This is a genomic window from uncultured Methylophaga sp. (assembly GCF_947259025.1).
Lineage (GTDB): Bacteria > Pseudomonadota > Gammaproteobacteria > Nitrosococcales > Methylophagaceae > Methylophaga.
The window spans coordinates 417,080-436,559 of sequence record NZ_CAMYKO010000005.1; the positions used below are offsets into that span (position 1 = coordinate 417,080).

Annotated in this window: 14 protein-coding genes; 5 read left to right on the forward strand and 9 right to left on the reverse strand. The window is 52.3% G+C overall.

What is annotated here, in order from left to right; genetic code table 11:
- Window positions 1-3 precede the first annotated feature (3 nt).
- From Q0X64_RS07975 to Q0X64_RS07990, 4 genes are all read left to right on the forward strand, one after another.
- The gene (locus tag Q0X64_RS07975) at window positions 4-771 is read left to right on the forward strand and encodes a copper resistance protein B (RefSeq protein ID WP_297811043.1); all 768 of its coding nucleotides are present in this window, start codon (window positions 4-6) and stop codon (window positions 769-771) included.
- A gap of 321 nt (window positions 772-1,092) precedes the next feature.
- Complete coding sequence (locus Q0X64_RS07980; protein ID WP_297811046.1) at window positions 1,093-1,626, forward strand: RNA polymerase sigma factor; 534 nt, start codon at window positions 1,093-1,095, stop codon at window positions 1,624-1,626.
- 141 nt (window positions 1,627-1,767) lie between these two features.
- Complete coding sequence (locus Q0X64_RS07985) at window positions 1,768-2,760, forward strand: FecR family protein (protein WP_297811049.1); 993 nt, start codon at window positions 1,768-1,770, stop codon at window positions 2,758-2,760.
- Window positions 2,761-2,897: 137 nt separating this feature from the next.
- Window positions 2,898-5,300: a TonB-dependent receptor gene (locus Q0X64_RS07990; RefSeq protein ID WP_297811053.1), complete on the forward strand. Its 2,403-nt coding sequence runs from the start codon at window positions 2,898-2,900 to the stop codon at window positions 5,298-5,300.
- Window positions 5,301-5,606: 306 nt separating this feature from the next.
- On the opposite strand, the gene Q0X64_RS07995 is transcribed toward Q0X64_RS07990, so the two are convergent.
- The 9 genes from Q0X64_RS07995 to Q0X64_RS08035 form a co-directional block, all read right to left on the reverse strand.
- Window positions 5,607-6,206 carry a nucleotidyltransferase family protein gene (locus tag Q0X64_RS07995; RefSeq protein ID WP_297811056.1) on the reverse strand — a complete coding sequence of 200 codons (600 nt, stop codon included), beginning with the start codon at window positions 6,204-6,206 and terminating at the stop codon, window positions 5,607-5,609.
- Between the two features lies 1 nt (window position 6,207).
- Window positions 6,208-7,188, reverse strand: coding sequence for an XdhC family protein (locus Q0X64_RS08000; protein WP_297811059.1), 981 nt, complete (start codon window positions 7,186-7,188; stop codon window positions 6,208-6,210).
- Window positions 7,189-9,474 carry a molybdopterin cofactor-binding domain-containing protein gene (locus Q0X64_RS08005; protein ID WP_297811062.1) on the reverse strand — a complete coding sequence of 762 codons (2,286 nt, stop codon included), beginning with the start codon at window positions 9,472-9,474 and terminating at the stop codon, window positions 7,189-7,191.
- On the reverse strand, window positions 9,464-9,934 hold the full coding sequence (locus tag Q0X64_RS08010; RefSeq protein ID WP_297811065.1) for a (2Fe-2S)-binding protein: 471 nt from the start codon (window positions 9,932-9,934) through the stop codon (window positions 9,464-9,466). The genes Q0X64_RS08005 and Q0X64_RS08010 overlap by 11 nt, the downstream gene beginning before the upstream one ends.
- A 42-nt stretch (window positions 9,935-9,976) precedes the next feature.
- Window positions 9,977-10,906, reverse strand: a complete 930-nt coding sequence (locus tag Q0X64_RS08015; RefSeq protein WP_297811068.1) for an AraC family transcriptional regulator — start codon at window positions 10,904-10,906, stop codon at window positions 9,977-9,979.
- A 194-nt stretch (window positions 10,907-11,100) separates the two neighbouring features.
- A complete protein-coding gene (locus tag Q0X64_RS08020; RefSeq protein WP_297811071.1) occupies window positions 11,101-12,525 on the reverse strand; it encodes an efflux transporter outer membrane subunit in 1,425 nt (474 codons plus the stop codon).
- The gene (locus tag Q0X64_RS08025; protein WP_297811074.1) at window positions 12,526-15,696 is read right to left on the reverse strand and encodes a multidrug efflux RND transporter permease subunit; all 3,171 of its coding nucleotides are present in this window, start codon (window positions 15,694-15,696) and stop codon (window positions 12,526-12,528) included.
- 12 nt (window positions 15,697-15,708) lie between these two features.
- Window positions 15,709-16,878, reverse strand: coding sequence for an efflux RND transporter periplasmic adaptor subunit (locus Q0X64_RS08030; RefSeq protein WP_297811077.1), 1,170 nt, complete (start codon window positions 16,876-16,878; stop codon window positions 15,709-15,711).
- 276 nt (window positions 16,879-17,154) lie between these two features.
- On the reverse strand, window positions 17,155-18,330 hold the full coding sequence (locus tag Q0X64_RS08035; protein WP_297811079.1) for an MFS transporter: 1,176 nt from the start codon (window positions 18,328-18,330) through the stop codon (window positions 17,155-17,157).
- A 179-nt stretch (window positions 18,331-18,509) separates the two neighbouring features.
- On the opposite strand from Q0X64_RS08035, the gene Q0X64_RS08040 reads away from it, so the two are divergent.
- Window positions 18,510-19,421: a LysR family transcriptional regulator gene (locus Q0X64_RS08040; protein WP_297811082.1), complete on the forward strand. Its 912-nt coding sequence runs from the start codon at window positions 18,510-18,512 to the stop codon at window positions 19,419-19,421.
- Window positions 19,422-19,480: the final 59 nt, after the last annotated feature.

Sequence of the window (19,480 nt, forward strand, 5' to 3'; positions counted from 1 at the left end):
TCAATGTCAATCAGTAAAAATATTCGCCATTTAAGCCTGCTCATCATGCTAGGCTTCAGTATCACCAGCCAGGCTGATGGCAGCGGTCTGCAGGCTGATCCCAGCTGGCCCAAGCCCGTTCATGATGATGAGCTTTATGGACAACTGATGTTTGACCGGCTGGAAATGCAAAACATCGAGGGCAGCGAGCAGTGGCTGTGGGATGCCCAAGCCTGGTATGGCAAGGATCTTAACCGGCTCTGGCTGGAAACCGAAGGCAGTTATGATCAAGACCACCGTGGTGAGATAGAAAATCTGGATCTGCAATACAGTCGCCGTATCAGTCCATTCTGGGATCTGCAGGCCGGGTTGGGTACACAAACGAACTTTGGTGCTGCCGACAAAAAAGAGCGTTACTACGCGCTTATCGGTTTTCAGGGGCTGGCACCCTACTGGTTTGAAATCGATAGCAACCTCCGAATCAGTGATGACGGTGATAGCTGGCTCGACATTGAAGCTGAATATGACTGGCGTCTGACACAAAAACTGATACTGCAGGCCCGCGCAGAAACCAGTTATACCTTTTCCGAGGCCGAAGAGTTTGAACAGGGAGAGGGCTTGAATGGCATCACAGCCGGTTTGCGTTTGCGTTATCACCTGAGTAGAGAGTTGGCACCCTATATCGGTATCTCCCGCTCACACTGGTTTGGGGATACTAGAGAGTTCATTGAAGCGGAGGGCGGTGATAGCCATACAACAAGCTTTGTGGCTGGTGTCAGAATCTGGTTCTGAGCAATTAAGCACCATGTTTCGATGACCCACATTCTCACCTGCATATGCATGAACTGGGATCTTTAGATAGCTAAGACAACATTTGCAGGTGTGGTCGGCCAGATGCTGGTCTACATTGGACTCCAGCTACATCTCAACCCTGCCCGAAAGGACCGAAAGTCACAGCAACGCGCTATGGGTGTGGGGATTGACTGTCTGCTACAAATACACAGAATCAGCTCAGAGGGTCAATGACAGGAAATCTTGAATTAGTAAAAAGTAATGATTATCATTTACAAATATTTACATTCTTTACAGTTCAATTTTCTGGCAAAACGTTTAATGACCGAATCCGCTGCGCAGTCATTGGCACAACTCGTTGAAGTGCATTATCAGGAATTGCTGCAATACATCACCCGACGAACCGGCTCAGAGAGTACGGCACAGGAGGTGCTGCAGGAAACCTGGATCCGTGCCAACAGCAAAAGCGGCGAATTGCCGGACAATCCGCGTGCCTATCTGTACCGAATGGCAAACAACCTGGCGATTGATCTACTGCGACGGGAAAAAACGCGCAGCGCCACAACAGCGACCGATACCAGTGACGAACTTGTCCACTTGACGGATATTCCCTCAGCCTCGCCGTCTCCCGAGGATGCAGCCATATCAGGTCAGGAAATTAAAGCCCTTAATGCTGCAGTTGCTGAGTTACCTGAAAAGTGTCGTCAGGTTTTTCTTTATTATCGCGGGCAGGGACTGACCATGCGTCAGATTGCCGATCGTCTGGCGATTTCGGATAAGACAGTTGAGAAACATATTGCCCGCGCAATGGTTCATTGTCGCAAACGAATGCGCGAGGCGGGGCGTAATCTCTGACTTTCAGGCCCTCACCGTTATATCATTAATCCTTAAAAACAGCGCCTGACTGGGGGATTTACCCCCAATCGTTCGTCTTAGTAGATACAGATATGGAATTCAACATTTTAGCTTTTGCGCACCAAGCAGGTAGCGGGTTCAATGACTGATTCACCACATTCCTCGAACATTGTTATTCCAGAAGCGATTCTGGAGGATGCGGCTATCTGGCAGGCGCGACTCAGCGAATGTGAACCCGATAGCCTGCGTGGTAACACGCTGCACAAACAGTTTCAGCAATGGTTAGCGGCAGATGAGAGACATGTGCAGGCTTTCCGGGAGATGGAGCTAACGTGGGCTGCCCTGGAAGCCCCCGTTGCCAACGCATTAGACCAGAAACAAGGAAGTACCGTCTCTACGAGTGGTCTATACCAGCAATCGCTCTGGACGCGTTTTGCAACCGCTGCCTGCCTGGTACTGACACTGACTGCGGGTGTGGGCTGGCAGTCAGGCTGGTTCATGCAATGGCGCAGTGACTATACGACAGCGATTGGTGAACAAGCGCCGGTCCAACTCTCTGACGGTAGTCAGATAACACTCAACTCCGCGAGCGCTCTGGCAGTGGATTTCAGCACTGACAAACGAACAGTCAGCCTGTTGGAGGGAGAAGCCTGGTTTGATGTCGCTACTGACAGAAGCCGACCATTTGTCGTAAACACACCGCATGGCAAGATTATCGTCACGGGTACCCGTTTCAATGTTCGACTCGACGCTGACAATGCTCACGTCAGTCTCCGGGAAGGACAAGTTCTGCTGCAGGCTGATAGTGATAAAACGGTCTCCCTGTTACCGGGGCAGCAGGCAAAACTCACAGGAAGCGGCATCAGCACTGTCAGTCACTACGATCACACCATCGTCAGTGCCTGGCAACGCGATCAGTTTGTGTTTTACAACGCCGATCTGCAGGACGTCGTTAAAGAGCTCAACCGTCAGCGAAAAGGGCACATCCTCATTACCAGCGAAGCGCTGCACTCTCTTAAAGTGAGCGGTATTTTTTCTACCCGTGACCCTGACGCAGCACTGAATCTGATGCTGGACACCCTGGAAGTAAAACAAACCCGGATAAGCGATTATCTGGTGTTATTGCATCAGTAAAAATCATCCTGTCTCAGCGCCGTTTCACCTGCACCTGAAAAAGTTTTTCACACCGACACTGGGGGAAACCGGTCAGCTATAACGTCATAGTTTTATTTACTAATAAAAAGCATTATCAATTGAAATGGAATACCACTATGACCTATAGCAAGAACTTTCTCAGAAATAACAAGCAACGGGCGCTTGCCGCTGCAATCAGCCTGGCATTGGCACCTGCAGTAGTAGTTGCGGCTGAGCCAGCTGACACTGATGCAGACAACCACGCCGCAGTGAGTCAGAGCTGGCAGTTTGATATTGCGGCCAAGCCGCTGCCACAAGCGATCGCAGATTTATCTGCGACAACAGGTGCGCAGGTACTCTACACCGAGCAGAGTACTTATGATCACCAAAGTCCTGCTCTGCAGGGAAGCTATACACTTGAACAGGCTCTGCAGCGTTTACTGGCGGGCAGCGGGCTGAGTGCACGTTTTACCAGCGATAATTCAGTCACGCTGGTCAAGGCGGACGCTGACAATGACTATGATTTACCGGCCATTCAGGTGGAAGGCAGACATCTGGCTTTGAATACCGAGGGAACTCAGTCATATGCCACTGGTGCCGTCACGCTGGGGAAAGGGGTTGAGGACTTAAGGGAGATACCGCAATCAGTCAGTGTGATTACCAGTCAATTGATCAAAGATAAAAACCTGTTGACGCTCAATGACGCACTGCAAAATACCACCGGCGTTAGTGTCAAGACATTCGGTACCGGCACTGCCAACTACATCATACGGGGTTTTGAGATCGACAGCATCAATGTTGACGGCATAGAAACCTCTGCCAGCGGTTTTGGCACACACGGACACGGTGCGCCCGACCTTGCCCTTTATGAGCGCGTTGAGGTCTTGCGTGGTCCTGCCGGGCTGTTGCAGGGTTCTGGTGAGCCTGGTGGCTTTATTAACCTGGTTCGCAAGCGTGCGCTGGCGGAAAACAAAGTTGCTTTTCGTGGCTCTGCCAATTCCTGGCCCGGTTACCGCACTGATCTGGATGTGACCGGGGCGCTGAATGATGCCGGCACATTACGGGGCCGTGCCGTCGCTGCCTATGAGGATGGCGACTCGCATATTGACGATGTCGAGATGGAGAAAAAAGTTTTCTATGGCACGCTGGAACTAGATCTGGGCAGTGATACCACAATCTCCGTGGGTGCCAGCGTGGAAGATACCGATGACACACCTTATGTGGGTGTGCCTCTGTATGCCGATGGTTCGTTTGCTCCCATCTCTCGCGATTTATACACCGGCACCGGCTTCAACTACAAAGAGAGTCGCCTGCGTCGGCAGTTTGTTGAACTTGAGCATCGCTTTGATTCAGGCGCTGAAGCCGTGGTGACACTGAATCACAGTGACCGTGACATGAATTATTTGCTTAACTACACTACTTCGCCAATTGATCCGGTCACTGGCAATGTTGATCGCTGGTCCCTGTCGGCAGACCAGGAACTGGTAGAAACCAGCTTTGATGCCCATATCAACATGCCTGTTAACTTCCTGGGCATGGAGCACAAAGTACTGCTGGGCGCCAACGGAAGCCATTCAGAAAATAATAACAAGGGCTACATGCGTGATGTTGCGTATCCGTCCATCAATGCATTCGACCCTGGCTCAGCCAGCAATCCAGTACCTAATCTGGTCCCTGCCTACTCAGTGGGAAAAACCGATACACGTGAACGAGGTTTGTACTTCAAAACGACCTCCAGCCTGACCGAGGCAACCAAATTGATTTTAGGTGGCCGGGTTACCGATTGGAAAACCGATGCCTTAGGCTCAGTGTCTGAATTTGATAATGAATTCACCCCTTACGCTGGCCTGGTCTATGATTTGAATGACAAGACCACCCTGTATGTCAGTGCGGCAGAATCATTTGTCCCGCAAACCAACCTGGACGCCAATGAGAAACTGCTCGAGCCGCGAACCGGTACGCAGTATGAAGTCGGTATGAAAGGAATTCTCAATAACGGTGCTGCCAACTACCAAATGGCTGTATTTCAGTTAACCGATGAGAATCGTGCTATCAATGATCCCAATAATCCTACTTTCTCCATAGCCGGCGGCAAGGTGCGTGCACGTGGTTTTGAAGCCGAGATCTCCGGTACTTTATTTGACAAGCTGGATGTGCTTGCCGGTTATGCTTACACCGATACCGAGCAGCTTAAAGCCGCTGATCCGGATTCCGAAGGCAATATCTTTAATCCCGATGCGCCGGAACACAGCCTGAAACTGTGGGGTAAATATAACTTTAACCAGCAGTGGGCGGCTGGTCTGGGCGCTGAATACAACAGCGGCACATTTTATGAAACAAATAACATCAAATGGGAGCAGGGTGGTTACACCACCATCTCAGCCATGGTTGCCTACCAGTTCAGTAACGATAGTCGTTTAATACTGAACGGAACCAACCTCACCGATAAACGCTACTACAGCCGCGTTTCTGGTCCGACCCGTCAAAGTTATTTCGGGGAACCGCTCAAAGTCACCCTGACCTTTGAAACCGCGTTTTAAGCATACTTGCCAGTACAGGGCTCCCGGACTATGCCGGGAGTCGCTGTAAGCGGCATTTTCTACTAAACAAGCATTCAAAAAATTAGACCATGAGCTAGTGGCAGGCACTTTACTGCTCATAGCTTCGCCAATGCTGCGTGGGCAACAAGCGGCATGGGGGATATGGCTGACCCAGTGAATGGGGTTACTCAGTGTTGCTGCGATTAGCGCCGTGTTAATGGTCAGTTATCAACCCGCCTATCTTGTTCGTTTAATGCTGTCCGTCACTACTTTGGGTGTTATCTGCTCAGTCGTGTTACTGACAACTTAGACGACAGCCGTATCATCGACCATGTCGATATCCCGATAAATGCCGTCATCAGGGCTGCTGATATGCGATATTCGGCTGGCAGAGGCTGACAGAATGTCGCGCGCGCCTTTATCTCCATTTAGAGGCAGTAGTTGCGGCAAAAATGCAGCCGCAAAGCCCACCGGGTGACCACGACGACCCTTATATTCAGGCTGGGTTATCACCGCACCGTCTTGCAGCAGCGCTTGCGACTCTTCAATCACGGAGGATTGAATAAACGGCATATCAGCCAGTCCAATCAGCCAGCCATCGGCCTGCTGATTCGCTTTGATGCCACTGACCAGTGAGGCGGCCATACCCTGATGCGCATCCTCGGCGGTTATCAGTGTTAAACGGGATGAAAATGGTGACTGATTAAGCAGATCGAGTAGGGCAGTATTATCAGCACGGATAACCACATTGACTTGAGAAAACACTTCAAGCCAGGGCTTTAAAGCATGCAGAATCAGTGGCTTGCACTCATCCTGATAAGACAGAACATGAAGCAGCTTATCACTGCCAAAGCGGCGAGCCTGACCGGCTGCCAGCAGAATAGGGCAGATGGATTGTGCTGCCATTTCAGCCGTTACTGACGGCCTGGATTGCCGGTGTCTGAGCCTTCGCCTGTCTCAACTGCACCAACTGGGCCAGAATAGCGACCGCAATTTCCGCCGGGGTTTTACTGCCGATATCGAGTCCCACCGGGCCATGCAGACGATTAATCTGCGACTGGGTCAGGTCAAACATGGCAAGTCTTTCGCGACGTTTGGCATTAGTGCGTTTGGAACCCAGTGAACCGACAAAAAAAGCGTCTGATTTCAGTGCTTCCAGCAGGGCCATATCATCAAGTTTGGGATCATGGGTCAAAGTCACAATGCTGGTATCCTGATCCGGCTTGATTTTAAGCACCGCATCATCCGGCATCATCGCCAGTAATTCACCATCTTCGGCTTGCCAGGTGACTTGCATGTCCTCGCGCGGTTCGGCTACCAACACCTGGAAATCCAGTGCTGAAGCCATCTTGGCAAGATAAGCCGAGGTTTCACCGGCGCCAATCAGTAATAGTCGGGCACGCGGACCATAAACAAACCTTATCTCAGCCGCCGTTTCTGACACCGGGCTGCTATCAGCACCGACGTCTTCAACACGGCTTTGATGACTGCTGAGTAACAGGCGGCGACTGATCGGCAGGCGCTGTTCGATGTTATTCAGCACTGCTGTCAGCCAGCCAGCGTCCGTCACTGTCTCGATTGCGAGGCGTAAAGTACCACCGCAGGGCAGGCGGAAACGATCGCGATCAGCAACCGATTCACCATATGTCAGAAACTGGACTTCAGTAGCAGGCAGTTGACCTGCCACGGCTTTGTCTTTGAGGTCATCTTCAATACAACCGCCTGATACTGAGCCAATCAGCAGCCCGTCATCACGAATCGCACACATGGCACCCGGCTGACGTGGGCTGGAGCCATAGGTTTTGAGCACGCTGGCCAGCCACACTAAGTGACCGTCTGCCAGCCAGTCCCGAGCCTGCTTTAATACCGTGATATCGGTGCTTTGCATCTAAGCCTCCAGCTGATAACGGATAGGCAGATTACGGATGCGTTTTTGCGTGGCGTTGAAGATCGCATTACACAATGCCGGGGCAATCGGTGGCATGCCCGGTTCACCAACACCGCCGAGCGGCTGGTTGTAATCATCAGCAGGGACAAAATGGATATTGATTTTGGCCGGCGCACCATCCATTCGGGTGACCTGGTAGCCGTCAAAATTGTCCTGTTCCGCCACACCGTCTTTAAAGCTGATTTCACCCAGCATGGCAAAGCTGATCCCCATCACACAGGCACCTTCCAGCTGGGAACGAATACGCTCCGGGTTCACCTGCGGCCCGCAGTCGATAGCAATATCCACCTGGGGTATCGTGACTTCACCGTCATCACTGACCTCAACCTCGACCACCGCTGCGACATAGGAAACAAAGCTGTAGTGCGCAGCGAGGCCTTGACCTTTACCTGACGGTAATGACTTACCCCAGCTGGCTTTGTCTGTGACAAGTTCAACAACCCGGCGCAGGCGCCCGGTATTGATGGGGTACACCTCCGGTGACTGACCGTAATTCCAGTCATCCTGCAGGGTACGGGGGTCAATCTCGCGGTCATCACCAATCAGTTCCAGTAGCAGATCCTTGTGATCGCGCTGTTGCTGATGCGCCATTTCTGCAACGAATGACTGCACGGCGAAGGCATGAGGCAGGTTGGAGACAGAACGGAACCAGCCAATCCGGGTATGGTTTTTGGCGGCCGGGTTTTCCAGCTGGATATTGGGAATGGCAAAAGGCACATTCACCACGCCCATGCCGATTTCAATCGGCATCTGATTTACAGAGCTGGCATCAAACGTCGATGAGATAGACGGCGCCACTGTCCGGTGCAACCAGGCTGATGTTTTGCCATTTTCATCAAACGCCGCTTCCAGGTGCTCAAAAGACACCGTGTGATAGTAAGAATGCTGAATATCATCCTCACGCGTCCACACCAATTTGACCGGTCTCCCATCCATTGCCTTGGAGGTTAATGCAGCCTCGATCAGGTAATCCGGCTTGGACTTACGGCCAAAACCGCCACCGAGCAGCGTGACATTAACTTTGACTTGTTCCGGCTTGAGTTCCAGCCATTTGGCAACGGTATCGACACCAGCCTGGGGATTCTGTGTTGAAGCCCAGAGTTCACAGGCATCGCCCTGAAAGTGGGCCGTCGCCACCGGCGGCTCCATCGGGGCCTGTGCCAGGTGAGGAATGTAATAACCCGCGCTGATGGTGGATTCCGCATTTTCCAGCGTCTGATAGGCATTACCCAGCTCTCTCAGCACTTTACCGCCTTTTTGTGAGGCGGATTCGGCCATTTTTTCACGAAAGGCTTTGGAGTCGTAATCGCTGTTAGGCCCTTTTTCCCACTCGATCTTCAGCTTTTTCCGACCTTCCATCGCCGCCCAGGTGTTCTCTGCAACCACAACCACACCACCGAGGGGGTTGAATACCGCAGGCGGTGGAGAAGAGGGCAGTGTCAGCGTTTTAAGCACGCCGGGGACTTTCAATGTTTCGCTGTCATCATAAGATTTCAGCGTGTCGCCATAGGCGGGCGGGTGAGCGACAACGGCGTAAACCATGTCATCAAGTTGGATGTCCATGCCATATTCAGTCTGACCGGTGGCGATAGCCTGACCATCGACGTTTTTACTACCGTTTTTGCCGATATAACGAAAATCTTCAGCAGATTTAAATTGCAGGCTTGAACGCTCAGGCACATCCAGTTTGGCTGCCGCCTGCGCCAGTTCGCCATAGCCCATTTTGCGACCAGAAGGCTGGTGAACCACTTCATGATTCAGCGCTTTCACTTCCTTGACCGGCACTGCCATCATTGCGGCAGCCGCGGTTTCCAGCATCATACGAGCCGCTGAGCCCACATTGCGCATTGGCATAAAGAAGTGGCGAACACTGCGGGAACCGTCGGTGTTCTGATTACCATATTTTTCTTCATCGCCCGGGGCCTGAACGACCTTTACCTGCTCCCAATCGGCTTCCATTTCATCGGCAACAACCATGGGGAGACTGGTGCGCACGCCCTGACCCATCTCAGCACGGTGGGCGACGATGGTGACGGTGCCATCCTCAGCGATAGAGACAAACACCAGTGGGTCATCAACCCAGCCATTAGGCATGGCATCACGGCCGTATTTTGGCGTTTCTTCTTTAGCGGACAAACCCGGCAGACCGACAGCCAGAACCAGACCGGTCAGGCCAAAGCCTTTAACGAAACCACGGCGGCTGATATTGACAATATTATCCTTCATGACCGGCCTCCAGATTATCGGCAGCCTGCTTGATAGCATCTCGAATGCGGGTGTAAGTGCCACAGCGACAGATATTACCGCTCATGGCGTTGTCGATATCTTCATCGCTGGGTTTGGAATTACTATTAAGTAACGCTGTCGCCGATACGATCTGACCGGACTGACAGTAACCGCATTGCGGTACATTGATTTCCTGCCAGGCAGCCTGAATAGCACGGCCTGCAGGTTGTTCTGAGACAGACTCAATGGTAGTAATTTTTTTATTTTCGGCCGCTTTGACCGGCGTGACACAGGAGCGAATCGGGTTGCCGTCGAGCATTACGGTGCAGGCACCGCACAGCGACTTACCACAGCCGAATTTGGTGCCGGTCATCCCCAGCACATCGCGTAAAGCCCAGAGTATGGGCATGTCATCCGGTACATCGACTTGATGCATTTTGTTGTTGATAGTGATTTGCATAACAATCCCTTCAAATCTGAAAATGAGTATTGAGCTGATTCGTCAGCTTGTTGTTATTTGAGAGCGGGCATCTTTGCTGGGCGAGACACCAAACAAACGGCTGTATTCACGGCTAAACTGTGACACGCTGGAGTAACCGACATGCATGCAGGCGGTGCTGACATCCATCATGCGGTTGAGCATGACCTGTTTGGCTTCATGCAGCCGCAGCTCTTTCTGAAACTGCAGCGGGGTCATGCTGGTGACTGTTTTGAAATGACTGTGGAAGGCGGACACGCTCATATTACTCAGCGCCGCCAGGGTTTCGACCTTCATGGGTTCGCGAAAGTGTTCGCGGATCCAGCTGATAGCTTTGGATATGCGTTGCAAACTTGAGTCTGTGGCTGCGATCTGAGCGACCAGGGTACCGATATCACTGCGTAGCAGGCGGATAAAAATTTCGTCGGTAATCAATGGTTGCAAAAATTCAGCATCGTCCGGCTGGCATAACAACTCAAGCAGGCGGGTGCCAGCTTCGACGATTTTAGGGTTGGCCTTGCCGATAAATAAAGGTCGCGGATGCTGCACCCTGGGTAGACCATTAGGGAAGGCCTTCATGGTCAGTTCAGCCAGTTTTTGTGGCTCGATATCGACGATCAGGCACAGATAGGGTTCGGCTTCACTGGCTTTGACGATCTTCGCCGATACCGGCACCTCGGTAGAGTAAACCGCCATCCGCGAGTTATCGTAATCGTAGACATCCTGGCCAATCAGTACACGCTTCGCACCCTGAGCGATAATGCACATGCCCGGCTTGGTGACCGCGCGGGTGGGATTGGTTTCCTGCGTTGACGTTCTCAGCAGATGGACACCGGGCAGGGGCAAATCAAACAGACCATCATGCGGTGCATAGCGGGCAATTAGCTCCGCCAGCCGGGCACGGGCCTGGGCGCTGTCATCTTTATCACTGGTCTGGATTGCTGATTGCTGCATAATTAAAGACTTATACTCCGCTTAAAACAAAGCACACTGATCATCGTTGAGCTAAAATCAGCTTCTGTTTCACTCACTTACCTGCACGATTGTAGAGTCAGTCCAGCAACAACGCTTGCCTGAAACTGCAGGCTTATTGTCCGATACTACAAAAAAGCGCCTGTTTTAATGACAAAAACCGGCAGTGGCAGTTCTCAGCTATTAGCTTTGACCTGCCAGCCACCACCCAGCGCTTTGTATATCGCTATCAGATTTAATACCGCGCTGATTTCACTATTGGCCAGGGTGTCTTCGGTTTCCAGCAGGGTTCTTTCGGCATCCAGCACATCAAGAAAATCATCATAACCCTCGTCAAAGCGCTGTCTTGCGAGTTCTGCAGAATGCAGGGCTGACTTTGCTGCCTGTTGCAAAGTGGCACGACGCTCTTCCTCACGGGCAAAATCGCTGACGGCAGTGTGGGTCTCTTCCAGTGCGGCTAATACGGTTTTATCGTAAAAGGCGAGTTGTGCCTGACTGCGGGCATCGGCTTGATCAATCCGGGCGCGGACGGCATCGCGGTTAAACACTTGCCATTCCAGTGATGGTCCGACTGATCCTGCCAAAGCCGAGGTGCCGAAACTGCTCAGATTAGTGGCGACAAAGCCCAGTGAGCCGAGCAGGCGAACAGTAGGAAACAAGTCCGAGACGGCGACATTGTAGGAAGACACGCTGGCAGCCAGCGTCCTCTCTGCTGAGCGGATATCAGGGCGGCGTTTCAATAACGAACCCGCGTCACCCACCGCTACCGTCACCGGTAATTCCGGTAAAGCTTGCTTGGCGGATAGTTCTGCTCGCAGGGCGTCCGGCACCTGGCCGGTTAATACGGATAAACGATTGATAGCGGCGGTCACTGCTGCCTGTAGGGGCGGTATGGTCGACTTGGTCAGCGTTAACTGGGTTTCTGCCCTGGATACATCCAGCGCGGTGGCCCGGCCACCATCCAGCAGCACCTGTGTCAGTTCGTAAGTTTCTGCCTGGTTCTGTTGATTGCGTTCAGCAATATCGAGTCGATGCTGGGCACCGCGCAGTTCCACATAAGCACGCGCGACCTCGGCAGCGATGGTGACATAAATCTGCTGCAAATCAGCACGGGCAGCATCGGTCAGCGCTGCCTGTGTTTCAATACGCGATGAAATGCGATTGAATAAATCCAGTTCCCAGCCGGCATCAAAGCCCGCCTGAAAACTGTTATTGGTCCGGGGCAGGTTATTACCGCTGACGCTTTCCTGGGAGTTCAGGTTTCTTGACGCGTTTGCACCGGCATTAACCGATGGCTGGCGGTCATAGCCGACCTCGCGGCTCAAGGCCCGAGCTTCCTGAAGGTTGGCATAAGCGATACGTACATCCGGATTGGCTTCCAGCGCCTGTTCAACCAGGCTGGATAAGCGTGGGTCACTGAACTCATCCCACCATTCAATGACCGGCGCGGTGTTCGCCTCGATACGGGCATTATCTGCCTGCTCCAGGTCCAGCTGTTGCAGAGACTCAGGTGCCTCCGGCGCTTCATAGTCGCGAAATGAGGCACAGCCACTGGCGACCAGGCTGACACCGATTAAAGCCGTTATTAAACGCAGTTTCATTTATACAGTCTCCGAAGACAGTTTTTTCGAGTCTTTCTTGGTGCCGATAAGTGCCAGCTTGCGACACAAAACATAAAACACCGGCGTGAAAATCAAGCCGAATGCAGTCACACCCAGCATGCCCGAGAACACAGCAACGCCCAGCGCCTGGCGCATTTCAGCGCCGGCACCGGTAGCAATCACCATCGGCACCACGCCCAGAATAAAGGCAAACGAGGTCATCAGAATCGGGCGCAGTCGAAGCCGTGCTGCTTCCACCGCGGCCTGCCACATATCCCGGCCCTGATCTTCCAGTTCACGGGCGAACTCGACGATGAGGATGGCATTCTTGGAGGCAAGCCCCACCAACACCACCAGACCTATCTGGGTCAGGATGTTGTTATCCATGCCGGCTATGTAAACGCCGGTGATCGCAGATAACAGACACATCGGCACAATCAGAATGATGGACAGAGGCAGGGTCCAGCTCTCATATTGCGCTGCCAGAAGCAAGAAGACGAAGACTACCGCCAGCACAAAGGCCAGCACCGCGGTGTCACCGGTCGATTTTTGCTGATAGGCAATCTCAGTCCATTCATAGCCAATGCCATCCGGCAGGATCTGATCAGCCAGATCTTCCATCGCGTTCAAAGCTTCACCGGAACTGAAACCAGGGCTGGCACTACCCATTACACCGGCAGCCGGATACAGGTTGTAGCGGGGCACACGGGAGGGACCGGAGGTATTTTCCACAGTGGCAAAGGAACCGATAGGCACCATGTCGCCGTCATTATTTCGTACCCGAATCCGCAGGGCATCATCAATGGTCAGCCGCTCTTGTGCTTCAGCTTGGGCTGTCACTCTAAAAGTACGCCCCAGGTAATTGAAATCATTGATATAAACTGAACCAATGAACACTTCCAGCGCTTCAAACACATTATCAACGGGCACACCCAGACGCTCGGCTTTATTACGGTCAATATCCAGGTAAAGCTGCGGATTATTGGTATTAAAGAAGGTGTAGGCCGCAGTGGTGGCCGGATTATCCGGGCTGTTTGCTGCTGCAGCCATATCAATAGCTGCCTGCTCCAACACCTTCAGACCACGACCGCCTTGATCCTGCAGCATCATTTTAAAGCCACCGGCATTACCGATGCCTGGCACCGAGGGACGCTCAAATACGGCAATACTGGCGTTTTTGAACGAGGCACCCACAGCCCGCATATCACTGAGGATAGTCTGGTACTCAATGCCTTCAGCAATACGCTTATCAAAGGATTCCAGTGGCGTAAAAATCACCGCCGCATTGGACTGCAAGGTCCGTGTGGCACCAGAAAAACCGGTGAAGCCAACGGTATTGGCCAGGCCCGGCACTTTGAGCATTTCGCGGGTCACTTCCTGAACGACTTCATCAGTTTCGCTCAGTGATGCACCCTCAGGCAGGGTAATCGACACGATTAATGAGCCCTGATCCTGTGACGGAATAAAGCCAGTCGGTACCCGGTCGAATTGAAATGCAGTCAGCGCCATCAATCCGCCATAGATCAGCAGCATGATAAAGCCCATGCGGATGGTCTTGCCGACAAACCAGCCATAGCGCTCTGACAGCCCGGACATGCCTTTATTAAAACCATTGAAAAAGGCTTTGACTGGCGACTTATACCATTTGACCGGTTTGTCATGATTGGGATCAACCTTCATCAGGATAGCCGCCAGCGCCGGAGACAGGGTCAGCGAGACAGACACCGAGATCAGAGTAGCTACTGCGACCGTCAGACCAAAGGCCTGATAGAAGCGTCCGGAAATACCTTCCAGGAACATGGTAGGCAGAAATACTGCTACCAGCACCAGGCCCATGGCAATCAGCGCGGTGCCGACCTCGTCCATGGTCTTGCGGGCAGACTCGCGGGGCGAGAGGCCGTTGCGCAGATTTCTTTCCATGTTTTCGACAATGACAATGGCATCATCGACCACAATACCGATAGCCAGTACCAGCCCGAACAGGGTCAGGTTATTCAGAGAGTAGCCCAGCGCTGACATCACCGCGAAGGTGCCGATCAATGACACCGGAATAGCCACAATGGGAATGATTGCCGCGCGCCAGGTCTGTAAAAACACCAGAATAACTATCACTACCAGGAACACGGCCTCGTAGACCGTGAACTCCACGGCTTCGACTGATTGCTCGATAAACTCGGTAGGGTTGTAGGCAAATTCGTATTCAATACCCGGCGGAAAATCAGCCGCGATATCTTTCATCTCAGCGATCAATGCTTCGGTAGTGGCGATCGCATTGGAGCCGGGGCGTTGGTAGATAGGTAAAGCCACAGCAGGCTTTTCACCCAGGTACCCCTTGGTCACATACTCCTGCGCGCCCAGTTCAACACGGGCGACATCTTTCAGCCGCACAATACGGCCGTCATCGGCTTTAACGATGATCTCGCCGAACTCTTCCGGCGTTTCCAGCCGACCTTGGGTCTGAACGATATATTCATAGTAATTCTGGTCTTTCTGCGGCGCACTGTTAAGCGTACCGCTGGCGACCTGAACATTCTGGCTACGCAATGCGCTGATAATATCGCCGGCAGCGATACCAAAAGACTGCAGCAAATCAGGTTTGAGCCAGATCCGCATCGCATAGTCAGCCGCGCCGAACACACGCACATCACCGACACCTTCAATCCGACGCAGACGGTCACGAACATTGAGCACGCCGTAGTTAGCCAGGTAGTTCTGATCATAAGTGCCATCGGGGGAGGACATATTGACTACCAACATCAGATCCGGCGTGTTTTTACGGGTGGTCACCCCCATACTGCGAACCACCTCCGGCAACCGCGGTTCGGCAATGGCCACCCGATTTTGCACCAGTACCTGGGCGGTATCGAGATCAGTGCCCAGTTCAAAAGTGATAGTCAGACTCATACTGCCATCGGCTGAAGCCTGAGAATGCATGTAAAGCATGCCTTCGACGCCATTGACTTCCTGTTCTATCGGCGTGGCGACCGTTTCTGCCACGGTTTCTGCGGTGGCACCGGGATAGTTTGCCGACACCTGAATAGTCGGTGGCGCTACTGAAGGATATTGCTCAATGGGCAGCGTCAGAAATGCCATCACACCGACGATCACGGTGATGATAGACATCACCGTGGCAAATATCGGTCGGTCGATAAAGAATTTGGGAAACTGCATTCAGGCTGCTCCTTAGTCTTGCTCTGCCGGCTGAACGGCTTCGGTGGCATTTTCTGAGTCCACCAGCGTGTCGATTTCACGCCATTCCAGTTCAGTCTCATTCGGGGTGACGGCTTGTCCGGTCTGACGGATACGCTGGATGCCGTTGATCACAACCTGTTCATCACCCGTCAGGCCATCGCTGACCACGATGTAGTCGTTGTCCAGCAGATTGCCGACGCTGATATAGCGACGCTGAACCTGCTCATTGTCATCAACCAGGTATACAAACTTTTTGTCCTGATCGGTGTTGATAGCACGTTCCGGTACCAGCACCGCTTCATAATTCGAGCGTCCCAGCAGGCGGGCACGACCAAACATGCCCGGATAAAGAATGCCCTGGTCATTGTTCACTTGAGCCGTGGCCTGAATGGTGCCGGTAGAATTGTCGATGGCATTATCTACAAAGTGCATCCGGCCCTGATGATGGAATTTATCCTCATCCATCAACTTGATATAAATCGGATTAGGCGCGGTATCACTACTGGGGCGCTGTCCTGCCCGGTCCAGGCGCAGATATTTGAGCAGATCACCCTGAGATCCCTCAAATCGAAAATGCATAGGATTGGTGCTGACAATACGGGTCAGCACGGTTTCATTTTCCTCGACCATATTGCCGATATCGACATAGCTGTCACTGACCTTGCCGTCGATAGGAGCAGTGACCTCGGTGAACCGCATCTGCAGACGGGCATTATCCAGCGTCGCCTTGGCAATCTGCAGTTCCTGGAAACGGCGGTCCACTTCTTCCTGGGAAATGGCCCGGGTTTCACGCAGGTTCTGTGCACGCTGCCATTCCTTTTGCGCCAACTCATGCTGCGCTTCTATGCGTTGCAGTTCATAACTGAAAGGGCGTTGGTCGATCACAAACAACACGTCGCCTTTTTTCACCTGCTGACCATCTTTGAACTTTTTCTCCACCAGATATCCGGTGACCCGCGCGCGAAGCTGCACATCGTTAATGGCTTCAAAGCGGCCGGTGAATTCATCCCAATCAGTGAGCTGATGTTTGAGCGGTTGCGCGATATCAACTTCCGGTGGTGGTGGCGGGGCAGGGGCTGCATCAGCGGTGTCTGTGGTTTCCGTGCAGGCACTGCCCACCAATGTGATAAGCGTTACCAGGGCAAATAAGGTGGTTCGCATGCTTAAACTCCATGATAGGGATGCGTTCAATCAACGCATAAAATAATGAAAATTCAGTTAAATCAGCTGCAGTCAGGCAGAACTTAAAGACAGCGCAACAGTCTCAGACCCGCAATGGCCGGATTTTGATATTGAAAATTGTACGAAATGGGCCCGCAGACCGCTTGCCTGAAACTACAGCCTTGTTGTCTTATTCTCTTAAATGAATATTGATAGCCACCTGGCTTTCCAGGTTGAAATGCAGAGAAAATGAGCGGTTCCCGCAGGTTTAATCCTTTAAGCATTATGCAGAATCCTTTGTTTAATTAGTCGCTGATTGAGAAGCAGGGCCATGGCGGTCATCAATGCTACCGTCATTGCCAGTACAAAAGCCTGTGTCTGGAACTCGGGCAGTAAAGTCAGTGATGAGGTCAGAAACTGGCCTGAGAAAATCGCCATGGTGTAAAAAGACAGACAACGCCCCATGCTGGCCGGGTTTGAACGCTGTATGGTCATATGATTGAGCAGTGGGATGCTGAAACCAAACCCCATACCACTGAACAGGGCAGCCGGAATCAGGCTGGTCAGCGCAGAAGACAGCAAAAACAGGGCATGCGCCAGAGCAAACAAGACAAAAGCGGTGGTCAGCGTTGGCAAAGGCCCCAGCCTCTCCACAACTGCCGGCATCACATAGGCCGAGACCACAGCCATCATTGAGATAAAGGCCAGCAAATAGCCGATATCTGCTTCATCCATGCCCCGCTGACCGAGTGTTATCGGCAGTAATACGATAAGGCTGAAAAAGACGCTCATTGCCAGTAAGGTGCTGGCATAGACGGCTTTGAGTGAGAAATATCGCTGATGGCCTGTCAGGGCCGGCCCCGCCTCATCAGAGTCGGTTTCTGGCCGCGAGTTACGCTTTGGCACATAAAGGATAAACATCGCCAGAAAAAACCAGGCCAGCAGGTAAATACTCAAAGGCAGGGCCCAGTTAATCGAAGCCAGCAAACCGCCCGCAAACAGGAACACAACACCGCCGAGCTCAATCGCCATGCCTTGTTTGGCGATCATCGCCAATCTTGCCTTACCCTGATACCACTGTGAAATCAGCAGCGTACATGAGGCCATCACCAGGGCTGTGATACCGCCCATCAGGAAGCGATCGGTATAGACAGCAAGTGGCTCAGTGAGTAGAACCAGCCCCATACCCAGCAGCCCGTATAAAAATAAACCAGATAATAAACAACGGTAGGCACCGGTCTGATCAATGATGCGCCCGGCCACAGGCGCAAACACCATAGCACCCAATGCTGGCAGGGTGACCAGCCAGCCCGGATGCGCCGACACATTCAACGCTTCGGCAATGGACAACACGCCCGGAGCCAGCACCGAGCCCACCATGATGGTCAGACTGGCAATGCAGAGCAGGGTGAACTGGCCTGCGTTTGATAATTGTTCGATGCTGCTTTTCATAAGCCTGTTAAAGATGGCCGGCAAGTCGGCCCTGTTAAATCCTCTGTGGTTCAATCAACGGCGGCAGACAAGCTTGTTAATGCGCCAACTGGTGAAACAGGCTAACGACTATTAATCTATAATAGAAATGTTATTTTTCTATTAAATCTATACATATTCTGTATAGAAAGAAGGCAAGCATGGATATTAAAACGCTCAGAAGCTTTATCAGCGTGGCCGAAAACAAGAGTTTTTCAGCCGCCGCCAAGCAACTTCACACCGTTCAGCCCGCTATCAGTCGGCATATTGCCCAGTTGGAAGAAGCACTGGGGGTCTCACTATTTAATCGGAACTCCCGCGAGGTCGCGATCACCTCGGCCGGCAAACAGTTGCTCAGCGACGGTCAGTTGATTTTGACGCAGATAGACACCGCCAAAACCAATGCACAACGGGCGGAGAAGGGCGAAATCGGCACGCTGAAAGTCGCGCATATGCCCTCAGCCTGCCTGCCGTTTATGGCCGGACTGGTAAATCAATACATCAACCGCTATCCGGCGGTGCATGTGAATCTCTATGAAATGACCGTCACCCAGCAGTTGGAAGCCTTCAAAAATGACCGCATCGACATTGGTTTCTCGCGACCAATGCCAGCCTCTATCCAGGAAGATTTCATCAGTCATGATATCTACAACGACAGACTGGTTGTGGTGGTCAACGAACAGCATCCACTCGCTGACAGAGACGCTGTGGCTCTATCTGAACTGCAGCAGGAGGACTTTATTATTTTCAATCGTGAAGAAGCGGTAGGCCTGTTTGATGACACGCTTGGCCTGTGTAACGATGCCGGTTTTTCACCCAATATTATCAGTCAGCCCCGGCATATGCAGACTTTGCTGACAGAAGTTGCCTCGGGACTGGGCATCGGTATTGGGCCTTACTGTATCCGAAAACAGCATTCGGCGGGTTGTCATTTTCTGACCATTAAGCAGGTCGATAAAATTATTCCGCTACAACTCCATTTCAAGCGTCAGAGTCATGATGCGACGGTCAGGCCTTTTGTTGATATTGCCCTGGCCAGCCGCCCCGAAATCGAGGCAAGCATGGCAATCTAACGAGCAGCCGGGTGTTCAGCACGTGCCAAAATAAAAGTCTAATAGCTTGAACACACAGT